Annotated in this window: 16 protein-coding genes, 1 tRNA gene and 1 rRNA gene (1 of these 18 running past the window's edge); 13 read left to right on the top strand and 5 right to left on the bottom strand. The window is 68.9% G+C overall.

All coding sequences use genetic code 11. The features are described from left to right. Positions 1-84 precede the first annotated feature (84 nt). Positions 85-161, top strand: a tRNA-Pro gene (locus JL101_RS02505). Between the two features lie 133 nt (positions 162-294). Here the strand turns inward: JL101_RS02505 and JL101_RS02510 are convergent. The 3 genes from JL101_RS02510 to JL101_RS02520 all read right to left on the bottom strand — a co-directional run bounded on the left by JL101_RS02510 (position 295) and on the right by JL101_RS02520 (position 3,539). After that, positions 295-2,694, bottom strand: a complete 2,400-nt coding sequence (locus JL101_RS02510; RefSeq protein ID WP_228435257.1) for a PAS domain-containing sensor histidine kinase — start codon at positions 2,692-2,694, stop codon at positions 295-297. Between the two features lie 330 nt (positions 2,695-3,024). Then, complete coding sequence (locus tag JL101_RS02515; RefSeq protein ID WP_158043727.1) at positions 3,025-3,252, bottom strand: hypothetical protein; 228 nt, start codon at positions 3,250-3,252, stop codon at positions 3,025-3,027. Between the two features lie 80 nt (positions 3,253-3,332). Continuing rightward, positions 3,333-3,539 carry a hypothetical protein gene (locus JL101_RS02520; protein ID WP_203096938.1) on the bottom strand — a complete coding sequence of 69 codons (207 nt, stop codon included), beginning with the start codon at positions 3,537-3,539 and terminating at the stop codon, positions 3,333-3,335. 179 nt (positions 3,540-3,718) lie between these two features. Here JL101_RS02520 and ubiA point away from each other — a divergent pair, with 179 nt between their 5' ends. Then, entirely contained in the window at positions 3,719-4,663 is a 945-nt protein-coding gene (ubiA, locus tag JL101_RS02525; RefSeq protein ID WP_203096939.1) for a 4-hydroxybenzoate octaprenyltransferase, read from the top strand. A gap of 58 nt (positions 4,664-4,721) precedes the next feature. Beyond that, positions 4,722-5,405 (top strand): class I SAM-dependent methyltransferase, encoded by a 684-nt coding sequence (locus JL101_RS02530; RefSeq protein ID WP_203096940.1) that lies wholly within the window; start codon positions 4,722-4,724, stop codon positions 5,403-5,405. Here the strand turns inward: JL101_RS02530 and JL101_RS02535 are convergent. Then, complete coding sequence (locus JL101_RS02535; protein WP_203096941.1) at positions 5,402-6,127, bottom strand: gamma-glutamylcyclotransferase family protein; 726 nt, start codon at positions 6,125-6,127, stop codon at positions 5,402-5,404. The two genes, JL101_RS02530 and JL101_RS02535, sit on opposite strands and share 4 nt — an antisense overlap. A 107-nt stretch (positions 6,128-6,234) precedes the next feature. On the opposite strand from JL101_RS02535, the gene JL101_RS02540 reads away from it, so the two are divergent. The 6 genes from JL101_RS02540 (at position 6,235) to JL101_RS02565 (ending at position 12,297) form a co-directional block, all read left to right on the top strand. After that, the gene (locus JL101_RS02540) at positions 6,235-7,746 is read left to right on the top strand and encodes a UbiD family decarboxylase (RefSeq protein ID WP_203096942.1); all 1,512 of its coding nucleotides are present in this window, start codon (positions 6,235-6,237) and stop codon (positions 7,744-7,746) included. Between the two features lie 143 nt (positions 7,747-7,889). Beyond that, positions 7,890-8,159, top strand: coding sequence for a hypothetical protein (locus tag JL101_RS02545; protein ID WP_203096943.1), 270 nt, complete (start codon positions 7,890-7,892; stop codon positions 8,157-8,159). A gap of 38 nt (positions 8,160-8,197) precedes the next feature. Continuing rightward, positions 8,198-8,767, top strand: a complete 570-nt coding sequence (locus tag JL101_RS02550; RefSeq protein ID WP_203096944.1) for a hypothetical protein — start codon at positions 8,198-8,200, stop codon at positions 8,765-8,767. 81 nt (positions 8,768-8,848) lie between these two features. Continuing rightward, on the top strand, positions 8,849-9,751 hold the full coding sequence (locus JL101_RS02555; RefSeq protein WP_203096945.1) for a calcium-binding protein: 903 nt from the start codon (positions 8,849-8,851) through the stop codon (positions 9,749-9,751). Positions 9,752-9,847: 96 nt separating this feature from the next. Continuing rightward, on the top strand, positions 9,848-11,005 hold the full coding sequence (locus JL101_RS02560; protein ID WP_203096946.1) for a DUF3616 domain-containing protein: 1,158 nt from the start codon (positions 9,848-9,850) through the stop codon (positions 11,003-11,005). Between the two features lie 41 nt (positions 11,006-11,046). Then, on the top strand, positions 11,047-12,297 hold the full coding sequence (locus JL101_RS02565) for a multidrug effflux MFS transporter (RefSeq protein WP_203096947.1): 1,251 nt from the start codon (positions 11,047-11,049) through the stop codon (positions 12,295-12,297). 8 nt (positions 12,298-12,305) lie between these two features. Here JL101_RS02565 and JL101_RS02570 read toward each other — a convergent pair whose 3' ends face one another. Continuing rightward, positions 12,306-13,271, bottom strand: a complete 966-nt coding sequence (locus tag JL101_RS02570; RefSeq protein ID WP_203096948.1) for a crotonase/enoyl-CoA hydratase family protein — start codon at positions 13,269-13,271, stop codon at positions 12,306-12,308. Positions 13,272-13,562: 291 nt separating this feature from the next. Between JL101_RS02570 and JL101_RS02575 the strand changes: the two genes are divergently transcribed. The 4 genes from JL101_RS02575 to JL101_RS02590 form a co-directional block, all read left to right on the top strand. Continuing rightward, a complete protein-coding gene (locus JL101_RS02575; RefSeq protein ID WP_203096949.1) occupies positions 13,563-15,107 on the top strand; it encodes a response regulator in 1,545 nt (514 codons plus the stop codon). 93 nt (positions 15,108-15,200) lie between these two features. After that, complete coding sequence (locus JL101_RS02580; RefSeq protein ID WP_203096950.1) at positions 15,201-15,722, top strand: PAS domain-containing protein; 522 nt, start codon at positions 15,201-15,203, stop codon at positions 15,720-15,722. Further along, entirely contained in the window at positions 15,697-17,256 is a 1,560-nt protein-coding gene (locus JL101_RS02585) for a methyl-accepting chemotaxis protein (RefSeq protein ID WP_203096951.1), read from the top strand. Before JL101_RS02580 ends, JL101_RS02585 begins: the two co-directional genes overlap by 26 nt. A gap of 644 nt (positions 17,257-17,900) precedes the next feature. Then, positions 17,901-17,977 (top strand): 16S ribosomal RNA (locus tag JL101_RS02590); it runs 1,410 nt beyond the window's last position.

A 17,977-nucleotide genomic window follows, 5' to 3' on the forward strand; every position in this document is an offset into this window, starting at 1 on the left:
CATCATGGAATTCGGCACTTGCGCGGGGGCGGCCTACCCGGTATATACCCGCCCACGCCGCCTCGCGGCGGACATCCAGGGTAACGGAGTGTAGCTCAGCCTGGTAGAGCACTGTCTTCGGGAGGCAGGGGCCGGAGGTTCGAATCCTCTCACTCCGACCATGATACAAAAAGGGCCTCGGCATCGCCGAGGCCCTTTTTGCTTGTCTCATCCATTCCGCAAAGCCGGAGGGGCGGCGTCCCGCGGCTCAAGATGCGCGGGACGTGGACCCTCCCGCGCGATCCTGTCCGAAGATCACGTCGTCGCGCGGACCGTGCCGGCGGGCTGGGTGACCGCATTGGCCTTGACCGGCAAGATGCAGCGGATGCAGGTGCCCTCGTTCAGGCGGCTTTCGATCTCGACCCGGCCGCCGTGCAGCTCGATGAAGCTCTTGACCAGCGACAGTCCGAGGCCGGCACCGGTCTGGCGGGCCTGGGGATTGGCCCGCTCGAAGCGTCCGAACACCCGCTCCTGGTCGGCCGCCGGGATGCCGATGCCGGTGTCGCTCACGGCCAGCACGAAGGAGCCGCCGATCCGTTCGGCGGAAACCAGGATCCTGCCGCCCGGCGGGGTGAACTTGATGGCGTTGCTGATCAGGTTGAACACCGCCTGCTTCAGCCGCTTCTCGTCGGCCTCGATCGTGCCGATGTCGTCGGCATGCTCGATCTCCAGCTTCAGGTTCTGCTTGCGCGCCCAGTCGCGCGTCAGGTTGAGCACGCTGCCGAGCATCGCGGGGATGTCCACCGGAGCCCGCTCCAGCACCATGAAGCCGGCCTCGACCGTGGCGAGGTCCAGGATGTCGTTGATCAGCAGCAGCAGGCGCTGGCCGCTGTCCAGCACGGCGCGGCTGTATTCCAGCTGGCGCTCGTTCAGCTCGCCGAAATACTGGTTCGCCAGGATCTCCGCGAAGCCCATGATGGCGTTCAGCGGCGTCCGGAGCTGGTAGGACACGTTGGCGATGAACTCCGCCTTCAGGCGGTCGGCCGCTTCCAGCGCCGCGTTGCGCTCGCGCAGCGCCTGCTCGACCCGGACGCTGTCGGTGACGTCCAGGAAGCTGGTCAGCACCGCGCCGTCGGGCAGCGGCACGCTGGAGAATTCGACGACCGAGCCGTCCGCCCGCTCGATCCGGCCGTTGCGCGCGGCCCGTTCCAGGGTGCTCGCGATGCTCTCGTTCTTGAACCCGTCCCAGTCGTTGCCGAAGTCGAAGAAGTCCTTCATCTTCTCGACCAGCTCGACCAGATGGGGCTCGCCGTTCAGGTCCTCGGGCCGCAGCCGCCAGATCCGGGCGTAGGCCGGATTCGACAGCTTCAGCCTGCCGTCGCCGCCGAACACCGCGATGCCTTCGGCCAGGTTGTCCAGGCTCTCCTGCTGGACCGCCATCAGCGTGTTGTAGGAGGATTCCAGCGCCAGCGCGTTGGTCACGTCCTCCAGGATGAACATCAGGCCGCCGAAGGGGTGCGGCACCAGCAGCATGCGCAGCGTCGTGCCGTCCGGAAGGTGGAGCAGGTCCTCGGCCGGTTCGATCAGGGAGGTGAACTTGGACAGCTGCTCGCGCTTGTAGCGCGGGAAGTCGGCGTGCTCGGGCAGGCGCCGGCGAGCCCGCAGGTCCTCCATCACCTCGCCGTAGGTCGGTTCGGTCTCCAGCCACCCCTCGTCCAGGCCCCAGAGCGAGACATAGGCCTGGTTGAAGAACAGCAGGCGGGTGTCGGCGCCGTAGATCGCGATCGGCGAGCCCAGCTGTTCCAGCACTTCGCCGTGGGCGGCGATGTGCCGGTCCAGTTCCCGGCGCAGCTCCTCCTGGGGCGTCAGGTCGAGCGCGTAGCCGACCAGCATGGCCGCCTGCGATCCCGCGGCCTCCGCCCCCGGGGCCACCACGGGGGCCTCGGTGATCTCGATCAGCCGGCGCGCGCCGTCGATGACCAGGTGCTGGGTTTCCGACCGGGCGGCGCACTCGGCCCTGGCCTGTTCGGCGAGCGATCTGCGCGGCCCGTCGAGCGACGCCGGCACCAGTTCGCTCTGCCGCTCCAGCGCCTGGTCGCGGGTAAGGTCGAGCGCGTCGGCATAGGCCTTGTTGCACCAGGCGATCGACAGGTCCCGGCGGCGCAGCCAGATCGGGAAGGGAACCCGGTCGAGCGCCGTGCGGATCTCCTCCAGCGTCTGCAGGGCCGCCGTGCGGGCCTGGGTCTGCCGGGTGATCTCGCCCGTGAGATGGCCGATATCGCGGGCCCACAGGACGTCGAACCTTTCCCCGTCCCCGGAGCTTCCCCGTGAGCCCGTGCCCCGCGATCCGCTCAGCTCCAGCACCCGGCCGCCGTCGGCCGTGGTGACCACGATCTGGAACGGCTTGCCGGTCCGGCGCAGATGGCCGAAGGCGCCGTTGAGCGCCGCGGCGTCGCTCGGCGCCAGGGCGTTCTCGATATCCTCCAGCCGTTCGCAGCGCTCTATGCCGAGCAGGCCGGCGAAGCCGGGGGAAATCGCGTGGGTGCCGTCGGGGCTCCAGCCGCACCAGGCATCCGGGGAAGCCGACAGCAGCGCCTCCAGCCGGTCGATCTCTCCTTGCAGGTCCGCGGCCCGCTTCGACTTGCCGCGCACCCGGAGGGTCTGCAAGGCAAGGCCGACGACCCCCGCCAGGGCCGCCGCACCCAGCGTGATCATCGACCCGCTCGGCCCCAAGTCGACGGCCGGAGTCTGCGCGCAGGCCGACGTCGCCGTCAGTGTCGCGCCGGCGGCAGCCAGGAGGATCGTGTGTTTTGAAGCCAGCGTTCTCACGGGGAGGGTGTTAGTTAACCTAGTTTAACTCAATCGATGAACGACGTTACATAAACGATCGGCTTTCGTCCATCCTTACGCCCTTGACGGGAAGCTCTTTCGGCATCAGAGGCGGATTTTTTCTTCCGATCGACGTCCGATAAACCTCCGGGTGAGGAGTAACGGGCCGCCCGGCGGCGGGTGCGTCCGCCGCCTGCGGTTCCTTCGTCGGGTCGTCTACTGGTTGGGGGACCGGGTTATGGTCTTGATCGGCCCGCGCGGGTTGCCGGACATTTCGGCGATCTTGCGGTCCTGTGCCTCGATGATGGCGCGCGCCGGCTCGTCGCCGTCGAGGCCGCCGACTTCGGAGCTGGGAACCTTGCGGTTCGATGTCTTGACGCCATCCTGGTACACGACGTCGAACAGGACGTACGCGTTGTCGGTCGGCTGCTTTTTTCGGGCCATTGCCCCTCTCCCAATGCGATGCAGGGTCAACGGACTTCTTTAGGGCATCGGATCGACCTGCCGACACCGTATCTATAGGCCTATGACGTTCGGTCCGGAGCGGTCTCGCCCGGCTCGACATCGGCTTGGTCCTCGCCGTCGGGGTCGCCTTCCGACGTCTCCGGGCCGGTGGAAGCCTTGCGCTGGGCGACGGCCTCCTCCTTCTGGCGAAGCTTCTCCTGCTTCTTCTGTTCCTTGGCGCGATTGCGGTCGGCGCGCTGCTGGTTGTAGTTGGGCTTGAATGCCATGGAACCTCCTGGGACTGGCGCGCACTGTAGCACGCCGGCCCGACGCCACCGCAACCCCCCGCCGCATGCTTTCGCGGATTCCGGCCGATCGCCGGGTACAAGTCGGCGGTGGTCTGGGCTAGAGTGCCCGCGCCGGAATCACCATGCCCATCGCCAAGCCCGACGGACGGATGCCACCCATGACGCCAGCCCCAGCCCCGATCGGTGCCGCGGAACCGAACCGCGACGGGTTCACCGACATCCGGCCCGACGGATGGATCGACCGCCATGCCCCGGCTGCCGTGCGGCCCTATCTGAAGCTGGCGCGGCTGGATCGTCCGATCGGGACCTGGCTGCTGCTGTTCCCCTGTTGGTGGAGCCAGGCGCTGGCGACCCAGGGCTGGCCCGATCCCTGGATGATGATCCTGTTCGGGATCGGCGCCGTCGTGATGCGCGGCGCCGGCTGCACGGTCAACGACATCCTGGACCGCGACATCGACGGCCTGGTGGAGCGGACCCGGACCCGGCCGATCCCGAGCGGCCAGGTGACGGTGCGTCAGGCGCTGGCGTTCGTGGTGTTCCAGATGCTGGTCGGCTTGGCGGTGCTGGTGCAGTTCAACCTCTTCACGATAGCGCTCGGGGCGGCGTCCCTGGTCCTGGTCTTCACCTATCCGCTGATGAAGCGGATCACCTGGTGGCCCCAGGCCTTCCTGGGCCTGACCTTCAACTGGGGGGCGCTGGTCGGCTGGGCGGCGGTGACCGGCGGGCTCGACCTGCCGGCGCTGCTCCTCTACGCCGCCGGGATCGTCTGGACGCTGGGATACGACACGATCTACGCCCACCAGGACAAGGAGGACGACGCCCGCATCGGCGTCAAGTCCACGGCGCTGCGCCTGGGCGACGCCTCCAAGATCTGGATCTACGGGTTCTACACGCTGACCTATGGCGGGCTGCTCGCGGCCGGGCTGGCCGCCGGGCTGGGCCTCTGGTTCCAGCTCCTGCTGACCGCGGCGCTGCTTCAGCTCGCCTGGCAGGTCGGGACATGGCGGCCGGACGATCCGGCGGACTGCCTGTCCAAGTTCAAGTCGAACCGCTGGTTCGGCTGGCTGGTGCTGGGCGCCATTGTCGCAGGCCGGGTATCGTGACCGGCTGACCCGGCGAATCCGCTTGCGCGGGGCGGGGGCGTATGGGCAACTCCGCGCCATGACCATCACCGCCCCCACCAGCGACTCCGATGCCGGCCGGCAGGCCTTCGTCCGGGCGAACACCGAACTCGCGGCGGCGCCGCTGCTGCCGGAAATCCTGCTTCACCTGGCGACCCAGGTGACGCCGCTGTGGGAGGCGACCGAGGCGAACCTCGCCGCCTGCAACCTGCCGCCGCCCTACTGGGCCTTCGCCTGGCCGGGCGGCCGGGCGGTGGCCCGCCACCTCCTGGACAATCCGGGACTGGTGGCGGGGCGCCGGGTGCTCGACTTCGCGTCGGGCAGCGGCATGGCCGCCATCGCCGCCGCCAAGGCCGGCGCCGCCCGCGTGGCGGCGGTGGAGATCGACGATTTCGCGGTCGCGGCGATCGGGCTCAACGCGGGGGCCAACGGCGTGACGCTGGACGTGCTGCGGGACGACATCGTGGGCCGCCCGCTGCCCGGGATCGACGTGATCCTGGCCGGCGACGTCTGCTACGAGCGGCCCATGGCCGAGCGGGTGATCGCCTGGCTGCGCGGCTTGGCGCGCGGCGGCACGCTGGTCATCCTGGGCGACCCCGGCCGCGCCTACCTGCCCAAGTCCGGCCTGGAGGCTCTGGCCCGCTTCGCCGTGCCGACCTCCCTGGACCTGGAGGACAGGGAGGTCCGCGACACCACGGTATGGCGGCTGCTGGGCGAGGGTTAGGCCGGCCTGAGGGCTTCCAGCGCCAGGGCCGCAGTCTGCTCCGCGCGATAATCCGGGTCCGTCACGACGGCGTGGATGAAGCCGTCCAATGTGCTTCCCGGGGCGAGCCGGGTCCGGACGGCTTCCAGCACGCCCGGCTGGTCCAGGGCGGGCCAGGTCCGGCCGGCGCAGGGAATCGCGGCGAGGGCGACCGGCCGTCCGTCGATCGCCAGGGCGCCGCGCCGGCTGAGATAGGCCTCGGCGGAGTCGATCACGCCCAGCCCGTCGATCTCCAGCCGGATGCCGTCCAGCCCCCGGCGGTCGTAATTGACGCCGATCCCCTCGGTCGCGTCCATCCGCTCCAGCTCGGCCGCGGTCAGCCACTGCACGGCGATCTCGACCACCACGTCGGGAGCGGCGCCGGGCGCCGGATGCAGGGTGGCCGGCAGGGCGCCGTAGCGGGTGAAATGGGCCGAATAGACCACGTCGAACCCGGCCAGCCTGCCGCACAGCACGGGGATCGCGAGGGGGTGCGGCCAGTCCCTGAACTTCCGGGCGAGCTGTTCCGGCGCCCGGTTGGAGCCGCAGGCGATCACCGGCACGCGGTCCGCCAGCAGAGCCGGCAGACCGGCCGGAAGCGGATGCTGCGCCCCGTCCCGGAACAGGTAGGAGCAGGCCGGGAACGCGTAGGGATAGCCGGAGGCCAGGGCCAGGACCGCGGGGTCGATGAGGGAGGAAGCCATGGCGCCGACCCTGCTGTGTTCGCCCCGGCTCGTCAATCCGCTTGACGCGGCGGTGTCGAAGCCGATGTTAGGCCGACTTCCTTCCCGCCGCCAGAGATGCTGATCCGATGCCCTATTCCTCCCTGCGCGATTTCATGGACCGGCTGGAGCGCTCGGGCCGCCTCGTCCGGGTCAAGACGCCGGTCTCGCCCGTGCTGGAGATGACCGAGATCCACACGAGGCTGCTGGCGCAGCAGGGGCCGGCCGTCCTGTTCGAGAATGTCGTCCGGCCGGACGGGTCGCGCTACGAGATGCCGGTCCTGATCAACCTGTTCGGCACGGTGGAGCGGGTCGCCTGGGGCATGGACCGGGAGCCGAACCAGTTGCGCGGCGTCGGCGAGACGCTGGCCTTCCTGCGCCAGCCGGAGCCGCCGGGCGGTTTCCGGGAGGCCCTGGAGCTGATCCCGCTGGCCAGGACCGTACTGTCCATGAAGCCGAAGACAGTGTCCTCGGCGCCCTGCCAGGAGGTCGTGCTGAAGGGCGACGACATCGACCTGGGCCGCCTGCCGATCCAGGGCTGCTGGCCGGGCGAGCCGGCTCCCCTGATCACCTGGCCGCTGGTCGTGACCAAGGGGCCGGGCAAGAAGCGCGAGGACGACTTCAACCTCGGCATCTACCGCATGCAGGTGACCGGTCGGAACACCACGCTGATGCGCTGGCTGAAGCACCGGGGCGGCGCCCAGCACCATCGGCGCTGGGCGGCCTCGGGCAAGCGCGAGCCCCTGCCGGCCGCCGCCGTGCTGGGGGCGGACCCCGGCACCATCCTGGCCGCCGTCACGCCCGTCCCCGACACCCTGTCGGAATACCAGTTCGCCGGGCTGCTGCGCGGCCGCAAGGTCGAGCTGGTCGATTGCAAGACCATCCCGCTGAAGGTCCCGGCCCAGGCGGAGATCGTGATCGAGGGGCTGGTCAGCCTGGACGAATTCGGCGACGAGGGGCCGTACGGCGACCACACCGGATACTACAACGCGGTCGAGCCGTTCCCGGTCTTCCACGTCACCGCCATCACCATGCGGCGGAACCCGATATACCTCTCCACCTTCACCGGCCGGCCGCCCGACGAGCCCAGCGTGCTGGGCGAGGCGCTGAACGAGGTCTTCATCCCCCTGCTGGTCCAGCAGTTCCCCGAGATCGTGGATTTCTGGCTGCCGCCGGAGGGCTGCTCCTACCGCATCGCCGTGGTGTCCATGAAGAAGGCCTATCCGGGCCACGCCAAGCGGGTGATGATGGGCGTCTGGTCGTTCCTGCGCCAGTTCATGTACACCAAGTGGGTCATCGTCGTGGACGACGACATCAATGCGCGGGACTGGAAGGACGTGATGTGGGCCGTCTCCACCCGCATGGACCCGGCCCGCGACATCACCGTGGTGGAAGGCACGCCGATCGACTACCTGGACTTCGCCAGCCCGGAAAGCGGCCTCGGCGGCAAGGTCGGCCTGGACGCCACCAACAAGTGGCCGCCGGAGACCAAGCGCGAGTGGGGCCAGCAGCTCCGCATGACCGACGAGGTGATCGAGGAGGTCACCCGCAAGTGGGACAGCTACGGCATCCCGCTGCACGGCAAGCCGATCTGGAAGTAAGGGAAAATACAAGCAAACTTGTATCAGGCGTTGGGTCCGAGTCCGTTCCGGACTAATCTACCCCGAAATCGTAGGCGGCGACGGTTGTCCGGGCGTGGTTCGAACCGTAGATCCGCAGGGCGCTCGGACAGGAGAAATCGGCAGTGACAGCGCACCAATCGGAATTGCAGGGCGGAGAGACCGATCGTTTCGAAGCGGCTTCCATCGACCGGCGTCCCGCCCAAAGGTCCCGGAACCGGATCGTCCGGATCGGCTGGAACTTGGCGAGCCTCCTGTCCAGCCGGATCCGCGAGACTCGCGATCGGGCCATGTTCGACGACCTGGAGGGGGCGGCCCTCTTCGCCCGGAAGCACCGGAAAGACATGCGGGCGCAGTGGCGGCGGATGATGGACGGCTATCCCCGGTTCGAGTGAACCAGGCTCCGGTTCAAGCACGGTGAATTTCCACATCCATGGGCCGAGCCGACCGCGCGCTTGACGACGCTTACCGACTTGCGGACATCTTCGAGTCGCAGGTCGGGGATATCCACAAGACGGCACAGTCCGCCGATCCCGACGGCATCAGATTCGACATGGAACAGGCCAGAAAGGCGATGGAAATCGCCAATCGAATCCTGGGCCGGCTGGAGACGAACGCCACGACCCGCTCCCTGAAACACGTGGTCCTCGCGACCACCGCCTATATCCACGGGATAATGTCGGCAAGGCCTCTGGCCTGCCAGCATGCGAGCGCCGACTACGTCGATTTCGTCAATCTCACCTTCTTAGCCAGTTCGACCTTCGTCCGCCTGGAACTGGGCAGCTTCTTCACCATTCCACCAACGGTCTTCCGGCGCTTCTTCATGAGTTTCCGGGGACGCTCGAACTGGCCCGGGTCATTCGGTCACGATTTGGGCGTCGACCTGGAGCGCGACCTGTCCACCGTCCTGTTCTTCTTCGAAGCCTATATGCGCCCCGGGATCCTGACGGGCTACAGATTCTGGAATCCGGGCCGCTCCCATCGCTTCCGGCTGCGGGACTGACGTTCATCCCTCGTAAACGGCATCCGACCGATGCTTTGGTTGCCGGAGCATTCGCCGGCGAGCGATCGGAAGGGGGATGCCATGGGCTACCGGATGGGCGGCAGCGTGATCGAGTTCGGAAGCGCCGGCGGCGACGTGATCGCGGCGGCGACGCGGATGGTGTTCGACTGGACGCCTGCGCCGGGAAATTCCTTCGAGTGGATGAGGTACGATGCCGGCGACGAGTTTCCCGATGCCGGAAGCCGGCCGAGCACGGCGACCGGAACGGTCACGTTCGACAGCCTGTCCCCGGCGCTGGGGTTCGCCGGAGCGCCGGTTGGCTTCCGGTTCGACTCGTCAAGCCTAAGCGATACGCTGGAAAGCCTGAAGGCCGATCCGTTCGCCGTCTGGGACGGCTGGTCCTGGGATCCGGCGACGCGGACCCTGGACCCGCGGATGGGATACGAATCCGGCCACAACTCATGGGTCGAATACACCGACAGCTTGGCCAGCAGCCAGGGTTATGCCTCGGAAGGGGGGTTCCGTTTCGTCCATCACGGAAGCTGGGTCCTGCGGCCGACGCCCGACCTGATCGCGTTCGGAGGCGCCGGGAACGACCGTCTCCTCGGCGGGACCGGGAATGACACCCTGTACGGCGAGGCCGGCGACGACGAGCTTCTCGGCGGGCTGGGCCGGTCCTTCCTGTCCGGCGGCTCGGGAAACGACCGGCTGACCGGCGGCTTCGGCGGTTCGGTCATGACCGGCGGACCGGGCGCAGATACCTTCCTGTTCGCCAGGGGCGGCGGAGCCGACACCGTGACCGACTTCGACGTCTTCCGCGACCGGCTGGTGATCGACAGGCCGGTGGCGGAGGTGCTGGAAAGCGCCGTTCCCCTGGGCGGATCGACCTTGCTCGACCTGGGCGACGGCGGCACCGTCCATCTCGCCGGCGTGGCCGCGGACGAACTGCTGGCACGGGCGGATGCGATCTTCGGCATGGCATAAACGCGGAGCCGGGGCCGTCCCCACTTCCCCCTTGCCCCGGACCGCAGGCCCCCGCACTCTTCCGGAAGACAACGGGCAGGCAGGGGGAAAGAACCGATGGCCGCGAAGAAGCAGACACCCGGGCCGCAGCGGATCATGCTGGACTTCCACCACCACGAGGGCCTGGGCGGGGAACTCGACGAGGCGATCCGCAACGACCTCTCGGTGGTCAAGCAGTCGGGGCGCTGCCTCTGGACCGCGTCGGACGAGACCGCCACGATCGAGCGCCTGACCACCGAGGACTGGAAGACCTTCGGCCGCCACACCCCCTACCGGCTGGCCGACTTCTTCGACCTGCCGGTCGAGGGGGAGGTCGATATCGAGGGGCTGTCGGTGGACGGCGATTATCTCTGGATCTGCGGCTCGCACAGCCTGAAGCGCAAGAAGCCCGATCCGGACGAGACCGGCGTCGAGGAGGCGCTGGAGCGGCTGACCCGGGTGGAATGCGAGCCGAACCGCTACCTGCTCGGCCGCATCCCCCTGGTCCGCGAGACGGAGGACGGCGTCCACGCCCTGGCCCGGTCCGCGCCGCCGGACGGCGGCGGCCCCGGCCGGAGGGCCGGCCGCCTGAAGATGGACGGGAAGGGCTCCAACGCCCTGTCGAAGGCGCTGCGCAAGGACGAGCATCTCGGCCGCTTCATGGCGATCCCGTCCAAGGACAACGGCTTCGACGTGGAGGGCATCTCGGCGCGGGGCGACCGGGTGTTCCTCGGCATGCGCGGGCCGGTGCTGCGCGGCTGGGCCGTCCTTCTGGAACTGGAAGTCACGGAGAAGGGCAGCGTCGGCAAGGCGGCCGGCCTGAAGCTGCGCCGGATCGGCCCCGATGGCGAACGCTACCGCAAGCATTTCCTGGACCTGGACGGGCTGGGCATCCGCGAACTGTCGCTGGAGGGCGACGACCTGCTGATCCTGGCCGGGCCGACCATGGACCTGGACGGGCCGGTGGTCCTGTACCGCTGGCACGACGCCTGGAACCAGCGGGAGGAGACGGTGATCCCGCGTACCCGGCTGGAGCGGGTGATGGACATTCCCTACGGCGCCGGCTTCGACCATGCCGAGGGCGCGACGCTGTTCGACCGGCCGGGCGAGCCTCCGGCGGTGCTGGTCGTCTATGACAATCCCGGGCGGGAGCGGCTGGATGCCGACGGCGCGGGCGTCGCGGCCGATCTGTTCCCGCTGCCGCCGAGGAGGCCGCGCATCCCAGCCATGTCCTGAGGAAGGTTGGCAGCCGGCCGCGGCGGGTTACCCTTGGGGTCATGACCGCCTCCACGACCGTCCCGCCGCCGGCCGCCACCGCCGGCCGGCCGCCGCATATCGCGATCCTGATCGCCATCACGGCGATCGGGCCGCTGGCGCTCAACATCTTCATCCCGTCGATCCCCGGCCTCGTGCGGGTGTTCGAAACGGATTACGGCACCGCCCAGCTGGCGCTGACCCTGTACCTGATCGGCATCGCCTGCGGCCAGCTGATCTACGGGCCGCTGTCCGACCGGTTCGGCCGGCGACCGGTGCTGCTGGCGGGGCTGGGCGTCTTCGTGGCGGCCAGCCTGGTCTGCGCGCTGGCGCCCACGATCGGCATGCTGATCGCCGGCCGGATCGCCCAGGCGGTCGGCGGCTGCGCCGGCATGGTGCTGAGCCGCGCCATCGTCCGCGACGTCTACGAGCGCGACAAGGCCGCCAGCATGCTGGCCTACATCACCATGGCCATGGCGGTGGCGCCCGCGGTGGCACCGGCGCTCGGCGGCTTCCTGGAGGTCTGGTTCGGCTGGCAGGCCAGCTTCCTGCTGGTGCTCGGGTGCGGCGCCGCGGTGTGGCTCTGGAGCCTCGGGTCCCTGCGCGAGACCAATTTCCGACGCCAGCCGCTGCCCGGGCCGGTCGGCATGGCGATCGGCTACGCGGCGCTGCTGCGCTCGCCGGAGTTCCTGGGATACGCGCTGAACACCGCCTTCGCGTCGGCCGTCTTCTTCGCCTTCCTGGCCGGCGCCCCCTACATCATGATCGACCTGCTGAGGCGGCCGCCCAGCGAGTATGGAACGCTGTTCGTGCTGGTCTCCGCCGGCTACGCGCTGGGCAGCTTCATCGCGGCCCGGATGGCGACCCGGCTGGGCGCCCGCCGCTTGGTGCTGGGCGGCACCCTGGTCAATCTGGCGGGCGTGTCGGTCATGGGCGGGCTCGGGCTGCTGGGCCTGTTCGACGCGCTGGCGATCTTCCTGCCCATGTGCATCGTCGCCGTCGGCAACGGCGTCAGCATGCCGAGCGGCATTGCCGCCGCGATCAGCGTCAACCCGAGGGTGGCCGGCGCCGCGTCGGGCCTGCTGGGCTTTCTCCAGATGTCGGTGGGTGCGTTGGCGACGGTGGCGGTGGGCTACCTGAAGGACGACGACCAGATGCCGATGATCCTGGTGATGGCCGTGTCGGTGGTGCTGTCCGTCGGGGCCTATCTGCTGGCGGTGGGGGCGGGACGGCGGTCGGGGAGGGCGGTCCCGGCGCCGGGGACCACGGACTGACGGGGGGGTCAGTCGCCGACGCCGCCGAGTCGCAGGTCTTCGGACAGGGCCGATCCGGTCCGGGCGCGGCGGCGGTCCTGGGCCGCGACCAGCCGTTCCATCATCCTCAGGTCGGTCGGGCCGAGCGTCAGCGCGGTATCGACCCACAGGTCGGTGATGTCGTTCAGGTCCTGGAGGGTGATCGGGTTGACCCGCTGGCGCGCCTGGTAGATCGCCCGGTGGGCGGCGTGGCGGCGGCTGTTCTTGCGGACATAGTCGAGCAGCACCTCCTCGCCCTCGCCGTCCTCGGCCAGGACGTCCACGATGCCCATGTCGTACAGCTCGGCGCCGGTATGGACCCGGCCGCTCATGATCAGCTTCTCGGCGATCGCGGCGCTGCTCCGGCGGGCCAGGAAGTTGTAGGCGCCCATGCCGGGGAACAGGTTGAACATCACCTCCGGCAGGCCGAACTTGGCGCTGCGCTCGGCCACGATGACGTTGGCCGACAGCGCCGCCTCGAACCCGCCGCCCAGCGCGTCGCCCTGCACCAGCGACATGGTGATCACCGGCAGGTCGAGCGCCACCGAATTGGCGTGGATCTCGGCGACGCAGGCCCGGGCATAGGTCGACAGCGCGTCGCGGTCGCGCCGGCGGATCAGCTGGGCGAACAGCCCGAGGTCGCCGCCCAGGTTGAACACGCCCGGCATCCGCGACCCCAGGACCACGTACCTGACCTGCGGCTCGGCGGTGTCGCCGCGCGACGCCAGCATCTGGCGGACCCGGCGCAGCTCCTGCAGGACGCCCGGCGTGAAGCTCGGCCGGTCGCTGAAACGGAAACGGCACCAGAAGACGCCGGTGCCGGCGTCGAAGTCGAGGTCGAGTTCGCGGAACTGGCGGTCCAGCTGGAGCGGGGCGCGCCGAGGCTGCTCCGCGACAGTGGCGGTCTTTTCAATTTTAACTGAATTGAGAAGTTGGCCGCTAATCTGCTCAAGCATGACTCTCTCCATCGCTTCCAGTATGCAAGGTGCCAGCCGGTCGGATCCGCGCTCGCCAAGGGTCGGGGTGGTCTGTGTCTCACCCATTATTTTGGGGTACAAACCTAAGAAACGGTTAATTGTATCTATCGCGTATGCATGCGGGCTTTGATTTATTGGTGGTGTCGCTCTAGATTTGTCGCCGTAAGAATTGCGCTGAATGTCGTATTTACATTCAGTAAAGTTTTATAGGCGAGCAGCCGTCGGACCCGCCCTGGCCAGGGCGCCACGTTTTGGGGAAAAGACGTTACGGTGAGTTTCTTGAGGGTTTCCGTCTCCGAAACGGGGGTCGCCATCATGGGCGCCGAGGTCTTCATCATCGACGACCGCAGCGTCAATCGGAAAATCCTGACCAAGTTCGCGTCCTCGGTCGGCGACGATATCAACGTGTCCGCCTTCCCCAATCCCGTGGAAGCCCTGGACGCCTGCCGGCGGACGGTGCCAGACCTGGTCATCACGGACTTCAAGATGCCCCTGATGGACGGGGCGGGGTTCATCCGGGCCCTGCGCGGGCATCCCGGCACCGCCGACGTGCCGGTGATCGTGGTGACCGCCTACGAGGACCACGAGATTCGGCGCGAGGCGCTGGAGGCCGGGGCGACGGACTTCATCCTCAGCCCGGTCGATCCCTGGGAGTTCCAGACCCGCGCCCGCAACCTCCTGCGGCTGCGCGCCCAGCAGTTCGTGATCCACCGCCAGACCGTGCGGGAGAGCGAGGAGCGCTTCCGCCTGCTGGTGGAGGGGGTGCGCGACTACGCCATCGTGATGCTCGACCCGGCCGGCCTGGTGACCAGCTGGAACGCCGGCGCCGAGCGCCTCCTTGGCTACTGCGAGGCGGAGATTCTGGGCCGGCCCGCCGGGGTGCTCGACCCGGCCGCGGTCGCCGAGGGGGCGCCGGCCGAGGGGACGACCGCCGAGGCGCCGCCCGGCGGCGTCGGCGCCATGCTGGCGCAGGCGGCGTCGGACGGCAGCGTCCACGGCGAGCATGTCCGCGTGCGGAAGGACGGCTCCCGCTTCCAGGCCGACATCCTGGTGACGGCGATGCGCGACGATGCCGGCCGGCTCGCCGGCTTCTCCATGGTCACCCACGACATCACGACCCGCCGCGACATGGAGGCGGCGCTGCGCGACGCCCTGGCCGAGAGCCAGGTGCTGTTGCGCGAGCTGCATCACCGCGTGCGCAACAACCTGCAGGTCATCAGCACCGTGCTGTACCTGCAGACGCTGGGCATGCCGGAAGGCGACCTCAAGCACGGCTTCCGCCGGACCCAGCAGCGGATAGACGGGCTGGGCCTGCTGTTCCGGAACCTGCTGGGACCCAGCCGGATCACCAGCGTCCGGTTCGACGGCTATCTGGCGGACCTGTGCAACAGCCTGGTCCGCGACTTCGACGCCGGCCGCCAGCTGGTGCGCCGGACGGACATCGGTTCGCTGGCGCTCGAGCTGGATATGGCGGGACCGCTCGGGCTGGTGATCGCCGAGATCCTGTTCACGGCGGCCGAGGGGGCGTCGGCCCGGACGGGCGGCGGCCTGACGGTGCGGGTGGAGCCCGAGTCGGGAGGCCTGAGGCTGAGTTTCGAGTTCGACCGCGAGCCCGGCGCGGGGCCGCCCCAGGTCGGCGGGCGGTACGGGCTCGGCCCCGCCGTGATGACGGCCCTGGTCGACCAACTCGGCGCCCGCATCGCCCTCGACGAGGCGGCGGTCGCGGAGGACGCCCCCGAAGACGGTGCGGCCGCCCTGCAAAGCCGGGCGCGGATCTCGCTGACCATGCCGGCGAGCCTGTTCGAGCCGGTCTGACCAGTGTCCGGTCTCCGGCGGGTTGACCTGGATCAAACGGGGTATGGCCGGCATCGGATATAAGGTTGTCCCTGCAGCAAGGGGGACGACCGCATGGCGAGGCCGACTGCCGCCCCGACCGGGCGCGAACGGACGTTCGGCGAGGACGAGATCATCGTCAGCAAGACCGACCTGAAGGGCCGGATCACCTACGCCAATTCCGTCTTCCTCAGGATCGCGGGCTATGACGAGGCCGAGGTGCTGGGCCGGCCGCACAGCATCATCCGCCATCCCGACATGCCGCGCGCGGTGTTCAAGCTGCTGTGGGAGACGATCGCTTCCGGGCGGGAGATCTTCGCCTACGTCAAGAACATGGCCCGGGACGGCGACCATTACTGGGTCTTCGCCCATGTCACGCCGAGCTTCGACATGGCCGGCGCGATCACCGGCTACCACTCCTTCCGCCGCTGGGCGCGGCGCGACGCCATCGCCGCGGTCGAGCCGCTGTACGGCAGGATGCTCGCCGCCGAGTCGGCGGGCGGAAGGCGGGATGGCATGGCGGCTTCCACGGCGCTGCTGCACGACGCGATGGAGCGGAAGGGGACCGGCTATGACGCGTTCATCCTCTCTCTCTAGGATCCGCGCGCTGGCCGGCGCCACCGCCGCGGCCGGGGCCGCCGGCGCGCTGGTGGCGCTCCTGGCGTCCGAGTCGCTGCCGGCTTGGTGGAGCGCCGTGCCGCTCGCCGCGGTCCTGGCGGCCGCGACCGCCATCCTGGCCCTGGCCGGACGGGTGGAGCGGGCGATCCGGCGCGCCGACGCGATCTGCGCCGAGGCCGCCGCCGGCAACTACGATCATCGGATCACCGGGGTGGAGGAGGGCGGCGACCTCGGCCGGCTCTTCGTCCGGGTCAACGACGTGCTCGACCTGGCCGACTGCTTCAGCCGCGAGGTCGGGGCCGCCATGGACCATGCCAGCCGCAAGCTCTATTACCGCCGGGTCACGCTGACCGGCCTCAAGGGCTGCTACCGCGCCGTGGCCGACGTGATCAACCGCTCGGTGGCCGACATGGCGGAGCGCGACCGCGTCCTGGCCGAGGCCGAGCACGACATCGCCGACCTGGTCGAGGCGGCGTCGCACGGAGATTTCGGCCGGCGGCTGGTGGTCGCCGACGGGGCCGGCGCTATGGGCCGCCTGTGCAACGGGATCAACGCCCTGACGGCGACGGTCAGCGGCAGCCTGACGGCGATCGACGGCGTCCTCTCCGCCATTTCCCGAGGCGACCTGGAGCGCAGGATCGAGGAGGACCTGGAAGGCGTCTTCGCCACGATCAAGACCAGCACCAACCACATGGCCGAGCGCCTGCAACGGATCGTGGCCGAGATCGGCGACGCCGCCGACCGCATCGGCGGCACCGCCGGCGACATCGCGGACGGCAGCCGGAACCTGTCGGGCAGCGCCGAGCAGCAGGCCGAGCACCTGGAGCGGACCTCGTCGGCCATGAAGGATCTGACGGCCTCCGTCCGCAGCAACGCGGAGAGCGCCGCCGAGGTGACCCGCTCGGTCGAGGAGGCCCGGGCGCTCGCCAGCTCGGCCGGACAGGTGGCGGAGGACGCGGTGGCCGCCATGCACAGGATCGAGCAGTCGTCGAAGCGTGCCGCCGACATCATCGGCCTGATGGACGAGATCGCCTTCCAGACCAACCTCCTCGCCTTGAACGCCGCCGTCGAGGCGGCCCGCGCCGGGGAGGAGGGCAGGGGTTTCGCCGTGGTCGCCGCGGAGGTCCGGATGCTCGCCCGCCGGGCCGGCGACGCGTCCGGCGACATCAAGCGGCTGCTCAAGGAAAGCGGCGGGCATGTGGTCAGCGGTGTCGATCTGGTGACCGCCGCCGTCAAGGCGCTGGACGAGATCGCGACCTCGGTGACCGCCGTCGCCGACCGCGCGATCGCGATCGTCGGCACCACCCGCGACCAGGCGGTCCGGTTGGAACAGATCAACGGGGCCGTCGCCCAGATGGACACGATGACGCAGGGCAATGCCGACCTCGCGGTCGAGAGCGCCCAGGCCGCCGAGACCTTGACCGAGCAGGCCGCGCACCTGACCGATCTCATGGCCTTCTTCCGGCATGACGGGCGGCATGACGGGCGGGTACCGGAAAAGCGGGTGGGATGAATTTTCATCTGGACAGGCGCCATGACATTCCCATATAAGGCGCCTCCCACGCGGCACGGTGCGGTTCACGGACGGCACGGACCAAGTGGGGAACTTGTACAGGTCGAGTAATCGGCCGCCGGCGGATGGCCCAGGGAAAGTAAGCCTGACTACCCGTTGACGGAAGAAAGCTTCGGTACTATATGAGTTCTCGGTCGGGACTTCGGTCCGGACCGGAGTACTGAAAAAAGTTCGCCTGACGGGTTGACGAAGCTCGAACGGTTTGCTAAATAGAAGAACATGAAGCGCGGACGGAAACGTCGCGGTTCAGCATCTTCCCCGGACAGCGCGGCAGGCTTCGACCCAAGGGTTTTGGGCGGTCTGCGGTCGTCGTCCGGAACGGATTGAAGGGCCGCCTCGGCGGTCGCGGGTTTCAGGACCCGCCCGGATCTTTGACAAGTTGATCGTATGAGAGAAGGGATGCGCAGGCGGCGGCGCGGTTTGGCCCGGTTCGGGGCACAAATCGGAACTGTCAGTCTGGCATCCTGGAAGCTACGCAGAGAATCACATGGTTCAAGGCTTAGGTTCTCGGGACTGTCTTGGGTGACGGTTCCCGTTGAGCGGTTCGGATGTTCCGGCTTCGGCCGGGACGGCTGGATCGTCTTCAACCTGAGAGTTTGATCCTGGCTCAGAACGAACGCTGGCGGCATGCCTAACACATGCAAGTCGAACGAGGGCTTCG

The sequence above is a fragment of the Skermanella rosea genome (assembly GCF_016806835.2).
GTDB lineage: Bacteria > Pseudomonadota > Alphaproteobacteria > Azospirillales > Azospirillaceae > Skermanella > Skermanella rosea.

What these genes read in the sequence shown, in the direction of transcription:
- JL101_RS02510 (WP_228435257.1), bottom strand. Translation starts at nt 2,694, where the DNA reads ATGATCACGCTGGGTGCGGCGGCCCTGGCGGGGGTCGTCGGCCTTGCC.
- JL101_RS02515 (WP_158043727.1), bottom strand. Translation starts at nt 3,252, where the DNA reads ATGGCCCGAAAAAAGCAGCCGACCGACAACGCGTACGTCCTGTTCGAC.
- JL101_RS02520 (WP_203096938.1), bottom strand. Translation starts at nt 3,539, where the DNA reads ATGGCATTCAAGCCCAACTACAACCAGCAGCGCGCCGACCGCAATCGC.
- ubiA (WP_203096939.1), top strand. Translation starts at nt 3,719, where the DNA reads ATGACGCCAGCCCCAGCCCCGATCGGTGCCGCGGAACCGAACCGCGAC.
- JL101_RS02530 (WP_203096940.1), top strand. Translation starts at nt 4,722, where the DNA reads ATGACCATCACCGCCCCCACCAGCGACTCCGATGCCGGCCGGCAGGCC.
- JL101_RS02535 (WP_203096941.1), bottom strand. Translation starts at nt 6,127, where the DNA reads ATGGCTTCCTCCCTCATCGACCCCGCGGTCCTGGCCCTGGCCTCCGGC.
- JL101_RS02540 (WP_203096942.1), top strand. Translation starts at nt 6,235, where the DNA reads ATGCCCTATTCCTCCCTGCGCGATTTCATGGACCGGCTGGAGCGCTCG.
- JL101_RS02550 (WP_203096944.1), top strand. Translation starts at nt 8,198, where the DNA reads ATGGGCCGAGCCGACCGCGCGCTTGACGACGCTTACCGACTTGCGGAC.
- JL101_RS02555 (WP_203096945.1), top strand. Translation starts at nt 8,849, where the DNA reads ATGGGCTACCGGATGGGCGGCAGCGTGATCGAGTTCGGAAGCGCCGGC.
- JL101_RS02560 (WP_203096946.1), top strand. Translation starts at nt 9,848, where the DNA reads ATGGCCGCGAAGAAGCAGACACCCGGGCCGCAGCGGATCATGCTGGAC.
- JL101_RS02565 (WP_203096947.1), top strand. Translation starts at nt 11,047, where the DNA reads ATGACCGCCTCCACGACCGTCCCGCCGCCGGCCGCCACCGCCGGCCGG.
- JL101_RS02570 (WP_203096948.1), bottom strand. Translation starts at nt 13,271, where the DNA reads ATGCTTGAGCAGATTAGCGGCCAACTTCTCAATTCAGTTAAAATTGAA.
- JL101_RS02580 (WP_203096950.1), top strand. Translation starts at nt 15,201, where the DNA reads ATGGCGAGGCCGACTGCCGCCCCGACCGGGCGCGAACGGACGTTCGGC.
- JL101_RS02585 (WP_203096951.1), top strand. Translation starts at nt 15,697, where the DNA reads ATGACGCGTTCATCCTCTCTCTCTAGGATCCGCGCGCTGGCCGGCGCC.